Here is a 19857-nt window from a genome sequence, read left to right as displayed (position 1 = left end):
GTCCTCTAGTTGACCTGGTCGGCGATGCGCTGAGGCACCGGAATCTGGATTTCCAGCAACTGCTGGGCAAAGGCTTTGCCTTGCGGATCAATCCGCAGGCTGGCCACGCCACCGCCACCGAGGGCGTTCTCCAACAGAAAATTAAGGCTGTGGGTGCCGGGCAGATACCAGCGCTCGACACGGCCGTGGATGGGGTCGAGGACATGACTCATCCAATCGACAATCACCTCGGGTGTCAGGGCTTCGGCGATCCACGGCAAATACTCGGGCTCGCGGGCCATGACCCCGATGTTGCTGTGATTGCCCTTGTCTCCGGAGCGCGCCACCGCGAGTTTGATCAGGGCCACGCTGGCATCGGCGCGGTCTGTGGGTTTGGGTGCTTCGAACGGTATGGGCAAGTCAGCGGTAGCGAGCGTATCGAGGGCGGGCAGGGCGCAGGGGTGGCGCTGGCCGTTGAGATCAATGTCCAGCGTGCAGGCGGTTTTGTCGATGAGGAACGAGAACAGCCGGATCAGCGGATACACCGTCGGCCGTCCGCCGACGATCCCGGTCAACCCCGGCGCCATGCCAGTGGCGGCCTGGGCGATTTCCCGGGAAAACACGATCAGCGCTTGTTTGTTCGGATGGCGCACCGCAAGTTTGATCACCACTTCGCGGCTGTCCTGGCGCTGGCCATGGGGGCCGTAAGTGGCTTCGCTGCCGAGCAGTTCGATGTTCACTTCGCTGTAGGGTGGCCAGCCGCGCTGGCTGAAGATTTCCGAAGTCTTGTTGATGATCGCTTCGCTGACGCGCCGAGCCTTGTCAACCGCATCGATTCCGGCGATCAGGCAACTGGCGGTGCAACGGAAACCGTCCGGATACGTCGCACTGACCTTGTACTGATCGGTTGGCGGCAGGCCTTTTGCGCCATGCACCCGGACTGCGTTTTTGCCTTGTTGCTGGAGTTTGACCTGACTGAAATCGCAGACGACGTCGGGCAGCAAATAGGCCTGCGGGTTACCGATTTCATAGAGCATCTGCTCGCCCACCGTCAGCGGCGTGACCAGTCCGCCCGAGCCGTCGGGCTTGCTGACGATGAACTGGCTGTCGGCGCTGACTTCAACGATGGGGAAGCCGATGTGTTCGTAGTCGGGCACATCGCGCCAGTCAGTGAAATTGCCGCCGGTGCACTGGGCGCCACATTCGATGATGTGACCGGCCAACGCGGCTTGGGCGAGTTTGTCGTAGTCGTGCCACGACCAGTCGAACTCGTGCACCAGCGCCGCACTGACCACGGCACTGTCGACTACGCGCCCGGTGATCACAATATCCGCGCCAAGGCGCAAGGCTTCGACGATGCCCGGTGCGCCGAGGTAGGCGTTGGTCGAAACGCACATCGGCGGCAGGGGCGCACCGCTGAACATTTCATGAATGCCACGAGTACTCAGCTGTTTGAATTGCGGCTGCAGGTCATCACCCAGCAGCACGGCGATCTTCAGCGCGACCCCGGCCTTGTCGCAAGCCGCTTGCAGGGCTGCGGCGCAGGCCTGTGGATTGACCCCGCCGGCGTTGCTGATGACGCGGATTTTTTGCCCGGCGAGCTGAGTGAGCAGGGGGCTGAGGACTTCGATGAAGTCACTGGCGTAGCCGGCCTGGGGATCTTTCATTCGGGCGCCGGCCATGATCGACATCGTGATCTCGGCCAGATAATCGAAGACCAGATAGTCCAAGCGCCCGCCTTCCACCAGTTGCGCGGCGGCGGTCGAGGTGTCGCCCCAGAAGGCGCTGGCGCATCCGATGCGAATTGTTTTAGGCACAGTCAACTCCATAGCCACCTCCGACAACAGTGCATCGAGACTACCAAGCAAGCGCTTGGTTTGTAAACGGCTTAAATTTCTTCTGCCCGAGCGCTTGCTTGGTCGCCCCGGCCAGCTTAAATTGCCCGCGCAACCCCGCAGTTTTAGGGGGTGAACGGCGCATTTGATTGATCGACTGTAGGAGAGAACGGGTGGACGAGCAAAAAGCCCTGAGGGTGATGCGCGAGTTGGTCGACAACGGCCAATTGACCGACCCGGACAGCGCCCGCGGCAAATTGCTGCAAGTGGCCGCTCACCTGTTTCGCAACAAAGGCTACGAGCGCACCACGGTGCGCGATCTGGCTGGCGCCGTGGGCATTCAGTCGGGCAGCATTTTTCATCACTTCAAAAGCAAGGACGAGATCCTGCGGGCGGTGATGGAGGAAACCATTCGCTACAACACCGCGTTGATGCGTGCCTCCCTGGCCGAGGCCGACAGCGTGCGCGAGCGGGTTCTGGCGCTGATTCGCTGCGAATTGCAGTCGATCATGGGCGGCAGCGGCGAGGCCATGGCCGTGTTGGTCTATGAATGGCGTTCGCTGTCCGCAGACGGGCAGGCGAAAGTGTTGGCGTTGCGTGACATTTATGAAGACCTCTGGCTGCAGGTGCTGGGGGAGGCCAAAGACGCCGGTTTCATCCGCGGCGATGTGTTCGTCACCCGACGTTTTTTGACCGGTGCACTGTCCTGGACCACCACCTGGTTTCGCACGGGCGGCAGCATGAGTCTCGATCAATTGGCCGAGGAAGCATTGATTCTGGTGTTGGAAGAGAAACAATAGTGTTGTCTTGGTCAGCAGGAAACTGGCTAACTGGCCGAAACCGCCTAGCTTGAATGCATTGATGCGTCTTTTCTCGGGGAGTGGGTTGTTTTGATGTCTTCGCCAATTCGGATGGCCTCGCGGCTTTTGCTGACGGTGCTTGCGGCGTTATGCATGGTGCCGTCCCAGGCTTCGCAACTGGTGCGGATCGGTGCCGCACATTTCCCGCCTTATACCGTGCGCCCGGAATCCGGCGCCGACACCGGGCTGTTGCCGCAACTGGTCGAGGCGCTCAATGCCTTGCAAAGCGAGTATCAGTTCGTGCTCGTACCGACTTCCATTCCCCGGCGCTTCGGTGACTTCAAGCAAGGCCGGGTGGACATGGCGATTTTCGAGAACCCCGATTGGGGCTGGAAAGACATCCCCCACGTCACCGTCGACATGGGCCTGGAAGACGCCGAGATTTTTGTCGCGCATTGCCAGCCTCAACGCGCGCAGAACTACTTTGCCGACCTCGCCGGCAAGCGTCTGGCACTGTTCAGTGGTTATCACTACGAATTCGCCAACTTCAACGCCGACCCTAAAACTCTCGCGAAAGACTACAACGCCACGCTGACCTATTCCCATGACAGCAACCTGCTGATGGTGCTGCGCGGGCGGGCAGACATTGCTTTGGTGACGCGCTCTTACCTGAGCGACTACTTGCTGCGCAACGAAAAAGTCGCCAATCAGTTGCTGGTGTCCCAGCGGATCGATCAGATCTATCATCACTACGCCATTCTTCGCCCCACCGCACCGATCAGCGGTGAGGCATTCGGCAAGTTGCTCCAGGGTTTGCGGGACAATGGCCAGATGCTGAAGATATTCGATCCCTACAAAATCGCCGTCGTGCCGATACCGGGCAACTGAGATCGCGCCACAGGTCGCGTATTTACCGACTTCTCTTAAATTTCCCGGGCGGGATCACGTCACATCGTTGAACTGTCGACGATTATCGTGAGCCCGACCCATGCCCAATCCGAATGACCTGACTGCCCTGGCGTTGCCGACAGGCAGTAGCCTTGTAGCTGATGAAACCGAAAGCCGACTGAGCCTCAGCCTGGAAGGGCAGCCGCTGATCGAGCTACGCCTCAACCGCGCGCCAGCGTTACAGGTGCAACTTGAGGCACGAAGTGGTCGCCCCGACACTCAAGCCGTGTGGGCGGCGTGTTATTGGCTGTTTGCCCGCGACCCGGCCTGCCATCACCTGACCTGGCAACTCGATGAAGCACCCGCCGAAGCCGTGCTCAGCGGCTTGTTGATCCCCACCGATATCGCCGGCCAGTATCGTTGCGAACGCACGCTGTTCTGGCAGCTGCCGCAGCCTTGGCTGGGTCAGGCGCTGACGAGCAGTTATCCGCAGCAGATGGTTATCAGTGGCGGCAAGCGCCATCCATTGCGGCCGGTGAAACCGCGAGGCGAGGTGTATCGGCGCTTTGATGCGCGGCTGGGGGCGTGGATTTCGCTGCGTACCGTGGACATCGATCACGACCTTGCGCGGTTCAATCGCTGGCAGAACAGTCCGCGGGTAGCGAGTTTCTGGCAGGAGGAGGGCAGCCTGGAGAAGCATCGCGAATACCTGAGCAAACTCGAAGCCGATCCCCACACCCTGACGCTGATCGGCTGTTTCGACGATCAGCCGTTCGCCTATTTCGAAGCTTACTGGGCCAAGGAAGATCGCATCGCCCCGTTCTACGATGCGGGCGATTACGACCGTGGCATTCACATGCTGGTGGGCGAAGAGAACCATCGCGGCCCGCACAAGGTGGTGAGCTGGTTATCGGCGCTGGTGCATTACCTGTTTCTCGACGATCCGCGCACCCAGCGAGTGGTCGCCGAGCCTCGTGCCGACAACGCGAAGATGATCGGGCACATGCAGAACCAGGGTTTCCACTGCGAGAAAGAGTTCGATTTCCCGCACAAGCGCGCAGCGTTGATGGTGTTGGGGCGCGAGCGGTTTTTTGATCGGTGCACGTTGGCGTGACAGGTAAGGCTCAAGGTCTGCGTTGATCTTGAGCCCGCCTTCGCGAGCAAGCCCGCTCCCACATTGAATTTCCAGCGAACACAAAAATTTGTGAACACCAGAGATCAAATGTGGGAGCGGGCTTGCTCGCGAAGGGGGCGACGCAAATTTCAGATATCAACGACGGGCGAAGGTATCCACGCGGTTGCCCGACACCTTGCGGCAGTGCACCAGCGCATCACGGATCATGAAGTTCACCAGCGTCGGCGAGACGCCCAGTTCCTTGGCGATGTCCTTTTGCGGCACGCCGTGCAGGCGGTACATCTCGAACGCGTAGCGGGTGCGGCTCGGCAACTCGGTCAGCGCGTCGGCAATGTGTTCCAGCGTCGAGAAGTTGATGTGCGAGGTTTCCGGCGAAGCGCCCTGGATCACGACGTTCAGGCCTTCTTCTTCAGGGCCCGAATACTTCTGCTCCAACGCCTGTTTGCGGTAGTGGTCGATCGCCAGGTTGCGCACGATCTGGAACAGGTAACTGAGCTGAGCCTTGAACGAAGACGTGATCTGCGGCGCTGACTGCAACCTGAAGAACGCATCCTGCACCACATCTTCAGCACGTGACCGGCAGCCGGTAATGCGGGCTGCAATCTTGACCAGAATCAGTCGATTGTCGACGAATGCCTGAAGTAGCGGTGAATCGCACCTGCTTGTGGATACTTGTTCCGTCATGGAAATCACCCTGCTGCAAATAGGTTAGTGGGGCGGCAAGCAACCTGCGCTGCCCTACACATCGAGCGACAAATTATGTTGAATGATAATGATTGTCAATTGAGAAAGAGAATTAATGATCCACAAAGGTGCAGAGTGAGAACTGCGACACGCTGCCGCACCGCAGCCCAGTTGACGATCGAGCCCGCGGACTAATTATTTCAAGACGTCATCCGTTCTCATTGGTGAATGGTTCCGGGCGGCAGTCCCGGTTACCACAGCATTCCCAATGCCTTGCGCGGTCGGCGAAGACCGCGTCCTGCACGCCCTCGAATGGGGCGTGACGTAAGAAACCCGATTCCATTTGCAAGCCGAATTCAGGCAGGAAACCTCATGACCGACGCGTTCGAACTCCCAAGCAATCTGGTCCAAGCCCTCCAGCGCCGCGCGGCCCTGACGCCGGATCGGGTGGCCTTGCGTTTTCTCGCCGAAACCCCGGATCAGGCTGTGGTGCTCAGTTATCGCGAACTGGATCAGCGGGCGCGAACCATTGCAGGCGCGTTGCAGGCCGAGGCGGCGTTGGGTGATCGCGCGGTGCTGCTGTTTCCCAGTGGCCCGGATTACGTCGCCGCATTCTTTGGTTGCCTGTATGCCGGTGTGATCGCGGTGCCGGCCTATCCGCCGGAGTCGACGCGTCGTCATCACCAGGAGCGTCTGCTGTCGATCATCAGCGATGCCGAGCCGCGTCTGCTGCTGACCAGCGCCGGCCTGCGCGATGCGTTGCTGCAAATCGAAGGGGCTCCGCCATTGCTCTGTGTCGATACCCTCGACAGCGCATTGGCCGAACGCTGGGTCGCGCCGGATCTGCAAGACGATGATATCGCGTTCCTGCAATACACCTCCGGTTCCACCGCGTTGCCTAAAGGCGTGCAAGTCAGCCACGGCAACCTGGTGGCCAACGAACTGCTGATTCGCAACGGCTTCGGCATCGACCTGAACCCCGACGACGTGATCGTCAGCTGGTTGCCGCTGTACCACGACATGGGCCTGATCGGCGGTCTGTTGCAGCCGATTTTCAGCGGCGTGCCCTGCGTGTTGATGTCGCCAGCGTACTTCCTGGGCCGACCGTTGCGTTGGCTGGAAGCGATCAGCGAATACGGCGGCACCATCAGCGGCGGGCCGGATTTTGCCTATCGATTGTGCAGCGAGCGGGTCAGTGAATCGGCCTTGGAGCGCCTCGACCTCAGCGGCTGGCGCGTGGCGTATTCCGGTTCCGAACCGATTCGTCTCGACACCCTGGAGCGCTTCGCCGAGAAGTTCGCGGCCTGCGGATTCACCGAGGACAGCTTCATGGCGTCTTACGGGTTGGCCGAAGCCACGTTGTTCGTGGCCGGCAGCCCTCGTGGCCAGGGCATTGGCAACTTGCGGGTGGACGATCAGGCCCTGGCGCAGAACCGTGCCGAGCCGGGCGAGGGCGCCGCGATCATGAGCTGCGGCATCAGCCAGCCGGATCACGCGGTGCTGATTGTCGATCCGATGGCGCTCAACGAACTGGCCGACAACGCTGTCGGCGAAGTCTGGGCGGCCGGGCCAAGCATCGCCCACGGCTACTGGCGCAACCCTGAGGCTTCCGCCAAGACCTTCGTTCAGCACGTCGGTCGAACCTGGCTGCGTACCGGCGATCTGGGCTTTGTGTGCAACGGTGAATTGTTCATCACCGGCCGCCTGAAAGACATGCTGATCGTTCGCGGTCACAACCTTTATCCGCAAGACATCGAACAGACCATCGAGCGCGAAGTGGAAGTGGTACGCAAAGGTCGTGTCGCCGCTTTTGCCGTCAACATCAACGGCCAGGAAGGCATTGGCATCGCGGCGGAAATCAGCCGCAGCGTGCAGAAAATCCTCCCGCCCGACGCCTTGATCAAGGCCATTCGCCAAGCCGTGGCCGAGGCGTATCAGGAAGCGCCGAGCGTGGTGGTGTTGCTCAATCCGGGCGCGCTGCCCAAGACCTCCAGTGGCAAACTGCAACGCTCGGCGTGCCGCAATCGTCTGGCGGACGGCAGCCTCGACAGCTATGCGGTGTTCCCGTCGGCAGAAGTCGAAAACGGATCCGGAACAGCGTCAGGTTCCGAGCTGCAAACCTTGATCGGCCAGATCTGGTGCGAGCAGTTGCAGGTCAAGCAGGTCAACGCCGACGACCACTTCTTCCTGCTTGGCGGCAACTCCATCGCCGCCACTCAAGTGGTCGCGCGTCTGCGCGAAGAACTCGGTTTGGAGCTGAATCTGCGCCTGCTGTTCGAAGCGCCGACGCTGGGTGCGTTTACCGCCTCTGTCGCTGCGCAACAACAGGACGGCGGGCTGGCCCAAGGCGCGATCACCACGTTGTCGCGCGCAGAAGCGATGCCGCAATCCCTGGCACAAAACCGTCTGTGGATCACCTGGCAACTCGACCCGCACAGCAGCGCCTACAACATTCCCGGCGCTTTACGCCTGCGCGGCGAACTGGACGAAGACGCCTTGCGCTCCAGTTTCCAGCAACTGATCGAGCGTCACGAATCCCTGCGCACGCGCTTCTTCGAACGTGACGGTGTGGCGCTGCAACAGGTCGGTGCCGCGGGTATTTTTAATCTGCAATTGATCGACATCAGCGACATGCCCATCGCCGAGCGTGAAGCCTGTGCCCTGCAAATCCGAGAGGACGAAGCGCGCACCCAGTTCGATCTGGAAAAAGGCCCGTTGCTGTGGGTGACGTTGGTACGTCTTGATGATGAAGATCACCAACTGCTGGTGACGCTGCACCACATCATCGCTGACGGCTGGTCGCTGAACGTGCTGATCGACGAGTTCTCGCGGCTGTATGCGGCGGCGTCCCAAGGACAACAGGTGGCGCTTGCGGCGCTACCGACCCAGTACGCTGACTACGGCAGTTGGCAGCGCCAGTGGTTGGCGCAAGGTGAGGGCGAGCGGCAACTGGCGTACTGGAAGGCGCAGCTGGGCGACGAGCACCCGACCCTGAGCCTGGCCACCGACCATCCGCGCGCGGCGCAACAGACTCACAGCGCCGCTCGCCACACCGTGCGTTTGGGCGCGACCTTAAGTGATGCCATTCGCCAGACCGCCCAGACCCATGAATCAACTTCATTCATGGTGTTGCTCGCGGCGTTCCAGAGCTTGCTGCACCGCTACAGCGGCCAGCGCGACATCCGCATCGGCGTGCCCAACGCCAACCGTCCGCGCCTGGAAACCCAGGGGCTGATCGGCTTCTTCATCAACACCCAGGTGCTGCGCGCCGAGGTGGATTCGCGGCTGCCATTCGATGAACTGCTGGCGCAAACCCGTCACGCCGCATTGGGCGCGCAGGCCCATCAGGATCTGCCGTTCGAACAACTGCTCGAAGCGTTCCCGCAGGCGCGCGAACAAGGCTTGTTCCAGGTCATGTTCAACCACCAGCAGCGCGACTTGAGCGCACTGCGTCGCCTTCCTGGATTACTTGCCGAAGAGTTGCCATGGCACAGCCGCGAAGCCAAGTTCGACTTGCAACTGCACAGCGAGGAAGACCGCAACGGGCGTCTGAGCCTGTCCTTCGACTACGCCAGCGAGCTGTTCGACGCCGCGACGATCGAACGTCTGGCCGAGCATTTCGCCAACCTGTTGCGGGCCATCTGTGAGCAACCGACAACCGCCATCGGCGACCTGCCACTGCTGACGCCGTGCGAGCACGATCAGCAATCGGCCTGGAGCGCCGCACCGTGCACTCCGGCCAGCCAATGGCTGCCGGAACTGCTCAATGAACAAGCGCGCCTGACCCCGGAACGTATTGCATTGATGTGGGACGGCGGTCAGCTGGACTTCGCCGAACTGCACACCCAGGCCAATCGCCTGGCCCATTACCTGCGCGACAAAGGCGTCGGCCCGGATGTCTGCGTGGCCATCGCTGCCCAACGTTCGCCGCAACTGCTGATCGGCCTGCTGGCGATCATCAAGGCCGGTGGCGCCTACGTGCCGCTGGACCCGGATTACCCGGCCGAACGCCTGGCCTACATGCTCAATGACAGCGGCGTCGAATTGTTGCTGACGCAAACCCAGTTGCTTGATCGCCTGCCTGCCACCGACGGCGTCAGTGTGATCGCCATGGACGCCCTGCATCTGGAGAGCTGGCCGAGCCATACGCCGGGTCTGCATTTGCACGGCGAAAACCTGGCCTACGTGATTTACACCTCTGGCTCAACCGGCCAACCGAAGGGCGTCGGCAATACCCATGCGGCCCTCGCCGAACGCCTGCAATGGATGCAGAACACCTATCGCCTGAACGAAACCGACCTGTTGATGCAAAAAGCGCCGATCAGTTTCGACGTGTCGGTGTGGGAGTGCTTCTGGCCGCTGATCACAGGGGCGCGGTTGCTGATCGCCGGCCCCGGTGAACACCGTGATCCACACCGTATCGCGCAGCTGGTTCAGCAGTACGGCGTGACCACGCTGCACTTCGTGCCACCGTTGCTTGCGCTGTTTATCGACGAACCGCTCACTGCCGCATGCACCAGCCTGCGCCGTGTGTTCTCTGGCGGCGAAGCCTTGCCTGCCGAACTGCGCAACCGCGTGCTGCAACAACTGCCCGCCGTTCAATTGCACAACCGCTACGGCCCGACCGAAACCGCGATCAACGTGACCCACTGGCACTGCTCAACGGCCGATGGCGAGCGTTCGCCGATTGGTCGTCCACTGGGCAACGTGCTGTGCCGTGTACTTGATGGCGAGCTCAATCCAGTGCCGGCCGGCGTGCCGGGTGAGCTGTGCATCAGCGGCATCGGCCTGGCCCGAGGCTACCTCGGCCGTCCTGCGCTGACCGCTGAACGCTTTGTGGTCGATCCACTGGGCGAGCAGGGCGCACGCTTGTACCGCACGGGTGACCGTGCACGCTGGACCGCCGAGGGCGTGATCGAATACCTCGGCCGTCTCGATCAGCAGGTCAAGTTGCGCGGCTTCCGTGTCGAACCGGAAGAAATCGAAGCGCGGCTGCTGGCCCAGGACGGCGTCGCTCAAGCGGTGGTGCTGGTGCGCGAAACAGCGGCCGGCGGACAGTTGATCGGTTACTACACTGCAAATGAAACCAACGAAACTGAAGACGCTCAAACCGCGCGCCTGAAATCTGCGCTGGCGGCTGAACTGCCCGAATACATGGTCCCGGCGCAGCTGATGCGTCTGGACGAAATGCCCCTGAGCCCCAGTGGCAAACTCGATCGTCGTGCCCTGCCGGAACCGCAGTGGCAAATCCGCGAACACGTTGAACCGGTCTCTGCCCTTGAGCAGCAAATCGCCGGCATCTGGCGCGAAGTATTGGGCCTTGCGCAAATCGGTCTGCGCGACGATTTCTTCGCCCTCGGTGGCCACTCGCTGCTGGCCACGCAAATCATTTCTCGCACCCGTCAGGCCTGCGACGTCGAATTACCGCTGCGAGCGTTGTTCGAGAACAGCGAGCTGGGCGCATTTGCCGAACAGGTCCGACTGATTCAAGTCAGCGGCAACACCAACAAACAACCGCCGATCGAGACAGTCGACCGCAGCCAATCGGTGCCGCTGTCATATTCCCAGCAGCGCATGTGGTTCCTCTGGCAGATGGAGCCGGACAGCCCGGCCTACAACGTCGGCGGTATGGCGCGGCTGCGCGGGGTGCTCGATGTCGGGCGCTTCGAAGCGGCGTTACAAGCGCTGATCATGCGCCACGAAACCCTGCGTACCACGTTCCCGAGTGTCAACGGCGTGGCTCGGCAACAGGTGCACCCGGACGCCGGCATGCGCATGGACTGGAAGGATTTCTCTGCGCTGGATGCCACCAGCCGCGAATGGCAGGTGCAGCAACTGGCGGATGACGAAGCTCACCGGCCGTTCGACCTGGAAACCGGACCGCTGCTGCGGGCCTGCCTGGTCAAGACCGCCGAGCAGGAACATTACCTGGTGCTGACCTTGCACCACATCGTCACCGAAGGCTGGGCGATGGACATCTTCGCCCGGGAATTGAGCGCGCTCTACGAAGCCTTCGTCGATGACCGCGAATCACCGCTGGCACCGTTGCCGGTGCAGTACCTGGACTACAGCGTCTGGCAGCGTCAGTGGCTGGAGTCCGGCGAGCGCCAGCGCCAACTCGACTATTGGACTGCGCAACTGGGTCGCGAACATCCGCTGCTGGAACTGCCGGCCGACCGTCCGCGTCCCCCGGTGCAAAGTCACCAGGGTGAGCTGTTCCGTTTCGACCTGAGCGATGACCTCGCCGCCCGGGTCCGTGCCTTCAACGCGCAAAACGGTCTGACCCTGTTCATGACCATGACCGCCGCGCTGGCCGTGCTGCTTTACCGCTACAGCGGCCAGACCGATTTGCGTATTGGCGCGCCGGTAGCTAACCGGATTCGTCCGGAAAGCGAAGGGCTGATCGGCGCGTTTCTCAACACCCAAGTGTTGCGTTGCCAGCTCGACGGGCAGATGTCCGTGGGTGAGTTGTTCGAGCAGGTTCGCCACACCGTGATCGAAGGCCAGTCCCATCAGGACCTGCCGTTCGATCATCTGGTGGAAGCCCTGCAGCCACCGCGCAGCGCCGCTTACAACCCGCTGTTCCAGGTAATGTGCAACGTGCAGCGCTGGGAGTTCCAACAGAGCCGCACTTTGGCCGGCATGACCGTTGAGTACCTGGCCAACGATGCCCGGGCGACCAAGTTCGACCTCAACCTGGAAGTCACCGACCTCGACCATCGCCTGGGTTGCTGCCTGACCTACAGCACCGATCTGTTCGACGAACCACGCATTGCGCGCATGGCCGGGCACTGGCGCAATCTGCTCGAAGCGCTGTTGGCTGATCCGCAACAGCGCCTCAGTGAGCTGCCGCTTCTTGAAGTCAAGGAACAGAAGAACCTGCTCGACAGCCTCGGCATCGAGCCGGGCGAACACCGTCTGGATCAGTGCATTCATCACCTGTTCAGCGAGCAGGCATTGGTGCGCAAGGATGCGCCGGCACTGACCTTCGCCGGGAAAACCCTGAGCTACGCCGAACTCGACAGCCGCGCCAATCGCTTGGCCTGGATGCTCCGCGAGCGGGGTGTCGGGCCGCAGGTTCGGGTCGGTCTGGCGTTGGAGCGATCCCTGGAAATGGTCATCGGCCTGCTGGCGATCCTCAAGGCGGGCGGTGCCTATGTGCCGCTGGACCCGGAGTATCCGCTGGACCGCTTGCACTACATGATCGAAGACAGCGGCATCGGCCTGCTGCTCAGCGACGCCGCGATGTTCGATGCCCTCGGTGAACTGCCGGCCACCGTCGCGCGCTGGTGCCTCGAACACGACGCCGCCGCACTGGCCAATTACCCGGCCACCGAGTTGCCGTTTATCAGCCTGCCGCAACATCAGGCGTACCTGATTTACACCTCGGGCTCCACCGGCAAGCCGAAAGGCGTGGTGGTGTCCCACGGGGAAATCGCCATGCACTGCCGCGCCGTGATCGAACGTTTCGGCATGCGTGCGGACGACTGCGAGCTGCATTTCTATTCGATCAACTTCGACGCCGCCACCGAGCGTCTGTTGGTGCCATTGCTCAGCGGCGCACAGGTCGTGCTGCGGGCTCAGGGCCAGTGGGACGCCGAAGAAATTTGCGGGCTGATCCGCCGTCACAACATCAACATTCTCGGCTTCACTCCAAGCTACGGCAGCCAGTTGGCACAATGGCTGGCGACCCGGAACGAAACCCTGCCGGTGCGCATGTGCATCACCGGCGGCGAGGCCCTGACCGGCGAACACTTGGCGCGAATTCGCGCAGCGTTCAAACCGAGCCTGTTCTTCAACGCCTATGGTCCGACCGAAACCGTGGTCATGCCGCTGGCCAGTCTGGCGCCTGAACAACTGGAAGAAGGCCTGGGCAGTGTGCCGATCGGCAGCGTGATCGGCGCTCGTGTGGCTTACATCCTCGATGCCGATCTGGCCTTGGTGCCGCAAGGCGCGACCGGCGAGTTGTACGTTGGCGGTGCCGGTCTGGCGCAGGGTTATCACGAGCGCGCGGGCATGACGGCCGAGCGCTTTGTGGCGGATCCGTTCGCCAACAACGGCGGGCGTATCTATCGCACCGGCGACCTGGTGCGCCAGCGCACCGATGGTCTGGTGGAGTACCTTGGGCGCATCGACCATCAAGTGAAGATTCGCGGTTTCCGCATCGAACTGGGCGAGATCGAAACCCGTCTGCTGGAACACGCGTCGGTACGCGAAGCGGTGGTGCTGGCCCTCGATGCACCGAGTGGCAAGCAATTGGTCGGCTATCTGGTGACCGAGGTCGCCGAACAGGACGAAGCGCAACACGCCGCACTGCGCGAATCCCTCAAAGCGCACCTCAAATCGCAACTGCCGGATTACATGGTGCCGACGCACCTGATTCTGCTGGCCAGCATGCCGCTGACCGCCAACGGCAAACTCGACCGCCGTGCGCTACCAGCGCCAGACCCGGAGCTCAATCGTCAGGACTACGTGGCACCCAGCAACGAACTTGAGCTGACGCTGACGGGGATCTGGTGCGAAGTGCTGAACGTCGAACAGGTCGGCCTCAACGACAACTTCTTCGAACTGGGCGGCGACTCGATTCTGTCTATTCAGGTGGTCAGTCGTGCGCGCCAGCAGGGTATCCACTTCAGCCCGCGGGACCTGTTCCAGCACCAGACCGTGCAGACCCTTGCCGCCGTGGCCACCCGCACCGAGCAAGTGACGGCCGAGCAAGGTTTGCTCACGGGCGAATCGCGCCTGACGCCGATCCAGCACTGGTTCTTCGACACGGACATCCCCGAGCGTCAACACTGGAACCAGGCATTGCTGCTGGAGCCGACCGTGACGCTGGAACCCCATCGCCTGGAGCAAGCGCTGCTGGCGGTGATCGAACAGCACGACGCCTTGCGCCTGCGTTTCACGGAAGTGGCAGGCCAATGGCAGGCCGGGCACCAGGCGGTTTCCGACGCTGCGGTGCTGTGGCAGGTGCGCGTGCCGTCCATGGACAAATGCGCCACATTGTTCGCCGATGCCCAGCGCACACTCGACCTCGAACAGGGGCCGCTGGTGCGTGCCTTGCTGGTCGACGGTCCGCGAGACCAGCAACGGCTGTTCATCGCCATTCACCACCTGGTGGTGGACGGGGTCTCGTGGCGGGTCTTGCTGGATGATCTGCAAACGGCGTATCGCCAACTGAACGCTCGACAGTCGGTCAAACTGCCGGCGAAAACCAGTGCCTTCAAGGACTGGGCCGCACGCTTGCAGGCCTATGCCGGCAGCGAATCCTTGCGTGAAGAACTGAGCTGGTGGCAGGCGCAACTGGCAGGTCCAAGCGCCGAATTGCCGTATGAGCGTCCCGAGGGCGGCCGGCAGAATCGTCATGCGCAAACCGTCAGCGTGCGCCTCGACAGCGAGCGGACTCGTCAATTACTGCAACAAGCCCCAAGTGCTTATCGCACCCAGGTCAACGATCTGCTGTTGACCGCATTGGCCCGCGTGCTGTGCCGCTGGAGCGGTCACGAATCGGCACTGATTCAACTTGAAGGCCATGGCCGCGAAACCCTGTTCGATGAGATCGACCTGACCCGCACCGTCGGTTGGTTCACCAGCGCTTATCCGCTACGTCTGATGCCTGAGAAAGAGCAGGGCGCATCCATCAAGGCGATCAAGGAACAACTGCGTGCCGTGCCACATAAAGGCCTGGGTTATGGCGTACTGCGTTATCTCGCCGACGACCTGTGCCGCACGACCATGGCCGCGCTGCCGGTGGCGCCGATCACCTTCAACTACCTCGGCCAGTTCGACCAAAGCTTCGGCAATGACGCGTTGTTCCGTCCGCTGGATGAGCCGGTCGGTGCCGCACACGATCCAAAAGCCCCGCTGCCCAATGAGCTGAGCGTCGACAGTCAGGTCTACGGCGGCGAACTGGTGCTGCGCTGGACTTTCAGTGCCGAACGCCATGATCCGCAAACCATCACCGACCTGGCAGATGCTTACCTCGGCGAATTGCAAAGCCTGATCGAACATTGCCTGAACGACGATGCGGGCGGCCTGACGCCATCGGACTTCCCCCTGGCCAAACTGACTCAGCCGCAACTCGATGCGCTGCCGATTCCGGCGGCCGTCATCGAAGACGTCTACCCGCTGACCCCGATGCAGGAAGGCATGCTGTTGCACACCTTGCTGGAACCGGGCACCGGCCTTTACTTCATGCAGGATCGCTACCGCATCAACAGCGAACTCGACCCACAGCGGTTCGCCCAGGCCTGGCAAGCGGTGATCGCCCGTCACGAAGCCCTGCGCGCATCGTTCTGCTGGAACGTCGGCGAAGACATGCTGCAAGTGATTCACAAGCCTGGCAGCACACCGATCGAGTATCTGGATTGGACGGCTATCGTCGAAGCCGAGCAAGAACCAAAGCTGCAAGCGCTGCTCAAAAGCGAGCGCGAGGCCGGGTTCGATTTGCTCAACCAGGCACCGTTCCACCTGCGTTTGATCAAGGTAGGCGCGGCGCGTTACTGGTTCATGATGAGCAACCACCACATCCTCATCGATGCCTGGTGCCGTTCGTTGCTGATGAACGATTTCTTCGAGATCTACACTGCCCTCGGCGAAGGCCGGGAAGCGCAACTGGCCGTGCCGCCGCGCTATCGCGACTACATCGGCTGGCTGCAACGCCAGAGCCTGGCCGAAGCGCGGCAGTGGTGGAAACACAACCTGCAAGGCTTCGAGCGGACCACGCCGATTCCGAGCGACCGACCGTTCCTGCGCGAACATGCCGGTGATAGCGGCGGCATGATCGTCGGCGACCGTTACACCCGGCTCGATGCCCGTGACGGTGCGCAACTGCGGGAGCTGGCCCAGGCCCATCAGCTGACCATCAACACCTTCGCCCAGGCAGCGTGGGCCTTGGTACTACGCCGCTTGAGCGGTGATCGCGACGTGTTGTTCGGCGTCACGGTGGCCGGGCGCCCGGTGGAAATGCCGGAGATGCAGCGTACCGTCGGGCTGTTTATCAACAGCATCGCGCTGCGGGTGAAAATGCCGGAAGACGATCAGCGTTGCAGCGTGCGCCAATGGCTGAGCGGCTTGCTCGACAGCAACATGCAGCTGCGCGAGTACGAGTATTTGCCGCTGGTGACCATCCAGGAAAACAGCGAACTGCCCAAGGGCCAGCCGCTGTTCGACAGCCTGTTCGTGTTCGAAAACGCCCCCGTGGAAGTCTCGGTGCTGGACCGTGCGCAAAGCCTTAACGCGACATCGGATTCGGGCCGCACCCACACCAACTTCCCGTTGACGGCGGTGTGTTATCCGGGCGATGACCTGGGCCTGCACCTGTCCTACGATCAGCGTTATTTCGACGAGTCCACCGTCGAGCGCATGCTTGGTGAGTTCAAGCGCTTGCTGCTGGCGCTGGTGGAAGGTTTCCATGGCGACATGGCCGACTTGCCGCTGTTGGGCGCCGAGGAGCAGGACTTCCTCATTCATGGCTGCAACCAGAGCGAACACGACTACCCGCTGGAGCAAAGCTACATCGAGTTGTTCGAAGCCCAGGTCGCTCAACATCCGCAGCGCGTGGCCGCCAGTTGCCTGGATCAGCAGCACAGTTACCTTGAGCTGAACCAGCGCAGCAACCGCCTCGGTCATGCCTTGGTCGCCGCCGGTGTCGGGCTCGATCAACCGGTGGCGTTGCTCGCCGAACGCAATCTTGATTTGCTGGGCATGATCATCGGCAGCTTCAAGGCGGGTGCCGGTTATCTGCCACTGGACCCAGGCCTGCCGAGTCAGCGCCTGAGCCGGATCATCGACCTGAGTCGCACGCCGTTGCTGGTCTGCACCCAGGCGTGTCGCGAGCAAGCCGTGGCATTGCTGGATGAGTTCGGTTGCGCCAACCGGCCGAAGTTGTTGGTCTGGGAGGACGTGCAGGAGAGTGATGTGTCTGTCGCCAATCCGGGCATTTACAGCGGGCCGGATAACCTCGCCTACGTGATCTACACCTCGGGTTCCACGGGTCTGCCGAAGGGTGTGATGGTCGAGCAGCGCGGCATGCTCAACAATCAGTTGAGCAAGCTGCCGTATCTGAATCTGAGCGATGCCGACGTGATCGCCCAGACCGCCTCGCAAAGCTTCGACATTTCGGTCTGGCAGTTCCTCGCCGCGCCGTTGTTCGGTGCTCGGGTGGACATCGTGCCGAACACCATCGCCCACGATCCGCAAGGTTTGCTGGCGCATGTCCAGAGCCATGGCATCACCGTGCTGGAAAGTGTGCCATCGCTGATTCAGGGCATGCTCGCCCAGGACCGCATGAGCCTCGACGGGTTGCGCTGGATGCTGCCGACCGGTGAGGCGATGCCGCCGGAACTGGCGCACCAATGGCTGCTGCGTTATCCGGACATCGGGCTGGTGAATGCCTACGGTCCGGCGGAATGCTCGGACGACGTGGCGTTTTTCCGCGTCGACATGGCTTCGACTCGCGGCAGTTATTTGCCGATCGGCACGCCCACCGACAACAACCGTTTGTACCTGCTCGATGGAGCGCTGGAACTGGTGCCGTTGGGCGCGGTGGGTGAATTGTGCGTCGCCGGCACCGGGGTCGGGCGCGGCTATGTCAGCGACCCGTTGCGCACCGCTCAGGTGTTTGTGCCGAACCCGTTTGGTGAACCGGGCGACCGGTTGTATCGCACTGGCGATCTGGCCCGTCGTCGCAGCGACGGCGTGTTGGAATACGTCGGGCGCATTGACCATCAAGTGAAGATTCGCGGTTACCGCATCGAACTGGGTGAAATTGAAGCGCGCTTGCACGAACAACCGGAAGTCCGCGAGGCGGCGGTGGGTGTGCAGGAAGGCGTGAACGGCAAGCATCTGGTGGGTTATCTGGTAGCCGTGGATTCGGCGCTCAATCCGACTGAACGACTGGAGCGCATCAAACAACGCCTGCGCGCCGAATTGCCGGAATACATGGTGCCGCTGCACTGGTTGTGGCTCGACAAAATGCCGCTCAACGCCAACGGCAAACTGGATCGCAAGGCGCTGCCGGCCCTGGAAATCGGTCAGTTGCAGAGCCAGGACTACCAGGCGCCGCGCAGTGAACTGGAGCAGACCCTGGCCGGTATCTGGGCCGAGGTGCTGAAGGTCGAGAAGGTGGGTGTTCGCGACAACTTCTTCGAACTGGGCGGGCATTCGCTACTGGCGACGCAAATTGCCTCGCGGGTGCAGAAAGCCCTGCAACGTGATGTGCCCTTGCGGGCAATGTTCGAATGCAGCACGGTGGAAGAGTTGGCCGAGTACATCGACGGGTTGGCGGCGAGCGACATCACCGAGGAGAAGGCGGATCGGTTGAATGATCTGATGGCGGCGTTGGAGGGCCTTTGATTCTTTAGCGTCTATGAAGGCCCCTTCGCGAGCAAGCCCGCTCCCACATTAGACCGTGTCTACCATGAGTACGCGGTCAACTGTGGGAGCGGACTTGCTCGCGAAGGCATCAGCCCAGACACCATAAGGCACCCTGTACAAACGAGTACATCCTCGCGATTGACTACGGACCGTCAGCGGCTCAGTCTTCCTCCTCCATTTTTTCACGCGGAGACAGTCAATGCCCTTCGTAACGGTAGACGGACAAGCGCTTCACTACATTGATCAAGGCACGGGCCCCACGGTTCTGCTGGCCGGCAGTTATCTGTGGGACCAAGCCATGTGGGCGCCGCAGATTGCCGCGCTGTCGCAGCACTATCGGGTCATTGCCTTGGACCTCTGGGGCCATGGTGAATCCGGACCTCTGCCTGAAGGCACATCGTCGCTGGACGACGTGGCACGCCAGGCCTTGGCGCTGCTCGATCATCTGGATATCGACCGGGTGACGCTGGTCGGCTTGTCGGTCGGCGGCATGTGGGGCGTGCGTCTGGCACTGTCGGCACCGCAGCGGCTGAACGGTCTGGTGCTGATGGACACCTACGTCGGTGTCGAGCCGGAACCGACTCGCCAATACTATTTCTCACTGTTCAAGCAGATCGAAGACACCGGTGTGATCTCGCCGCAGCTGCTGGATATCGTGGTGCCGATATTCTTCCGGCCGGGGATCGATCCGCAGTCGGCGCTGTACCAGGACTTCCGCGCCAAACTGGCCGCGCTGCCGCCGCAACGTCTGCGGGAGAGCATCGTGCCGATGGGGCGGATCACGTTTGGTCGGGATGATTTGTTGCCGCGCCTGGGCGAGCTCAATCCTGAAACCACGTTGGTGATGTGTGGTGATCAGGACAAACCGCGACCACCGTCCGAAACCCGAGAGATGGCCGAGTTGATCGGCTGCCCTTATGTACTGGTGCCGGAGGCGGGGCATATCTCCAATCTGGAGAACCCGCAGTTTGTCACTGAGGCGCTGCTGAAGTTTCTGGCTGAGAGAAATTAGTCGATCTTGATGACGCCATCGCGGGCAAGCCCGCTCCCACAGTGATTTTATGGTGTGCACAAATGATGTGTTCACCACCGTTCCTTGTGGGAGCGGCCTTGCCCGCGATGGCGTCAGTGTTATCACCGTAAATTCGACGGCCGAATA

General features: G+C 61.7%; 7 protein-coding genes. 5 read left to right on the top strand and 2 right to left on the bottom strand.

Annotated features, from left to right (window positions below):
• Positions 1 to 5: 5 nt before the first annotated feature.
• Entirely contained in the window at positions 6 to 1796 is a 1791-nt protein-coding gene (locus ACA055_RS21100) for an acyclic terpene utilization AtuA family protein (RefSeq protein WP_497680413.1), read from the bottom strand.
• Between the two features lie 191 nt (positions 1797 to 1987).
• Here ACA055_RS21100 and ACA055_RS21095 point away from each other — a divergent pair, with 191 nt between their 5' ends.
• The 3 genes from ACA055_RS21095 (at position 1988) to ACA055_RS21085 (ending at position 4616) form a co-directional block, all read left to right on the top strand.
• Positions 1988 to 2614, top strand: a complete 627-nt coding sequence (locus tag ACA055_RS21095) for a TetR/AcrR family transcriptional regulator (RefSeq protein WP_497680412.1) — start codon at positions 1988 to 1990, stop codon at positions 2612 to 2614.
• A gap of 93 nt (positions 2615 to 2707) precedes the next feature.
• Entirely contained in the window at positions 2708 to 3502 is a 795-nt protein-coding gene (locus ACA055_RS21090; protein ID WP_497680411.1) for a substrate-binding periplasmic protein, read from the top strand.
• A 100-nt stretch (positions 3503 to 3602) separates the two neighbouring features.
• A complete protein-coding gene (locus ACA055_RS21085; RefSeq protein ID WP_497680410.1) occupies positions 3603 to 4616 on the top strand; it encodes a GNAT family N-acetyltransferase in 1014 nt (337 codons plus the stop codon).
• 156 nt (positions 4617 to 4772) lie between these two features.
• Here ACA055_RS21085 and ACA055_RS21080 read toward each other — a convergent pair whose 3' ends face one another.
• The gene (locus ACA055_RS21080; protein WP_497680409.1) at positions 4773 to 5321 is read right to left on the bottom strand and encodes an RNA polymerase factor sigma-70; all 549 of its coding nucleotides are present in this window, start codon (positions 5319 to 5321) and stop codon (positions 4773 to 4775) included.
• 372 nt (positions 5322 to 5693) lie between these two features.
• Here ACA055_RS21080 and ACA055_RS21075 point away from each other — a divergent pair, with 372 nt between their 5' ends.
• Together ACA055_RS21075 and ACA055_RS21070 are read left to right on the top strand one after the other, a co-directional pair.
• Positions 5694 to 18677 (top strand): non-ribosomal peptide synthetase, encoded by a 12984-nt coding sequence (locus ACA055_RS21075; RefSeq protein ID WP_497680408.1) that lies wholly within the window; start codon positions 5694 to 5696, stop codon positions 18675 to 18677.
• A gap of 220 nt (positions 18678 to 18897) precedes the next feature.
• Positions 18898 to 19710 (top strand): alpha/beta fold hydrolase, encoded by an 813-nt coding sequence (locus tag ACA055_RS21070; RefSeq protein WP_497680407.1) that lies wholly within the window; start codon positions 18898 to 18900, stop codon positions 19708 to 19710.
• Positions 19711 to 19857: the final 147 nt, after the last annotated feature.

Source organism: Pseudomonas sp. LBUM1657 (assembly GCF_059716075.1).
The sequence above is the reverse complement of the archived record's forward strand: the minus strand, read 5'-3'. Positions and strand labels throughout refer to the sequence as shown.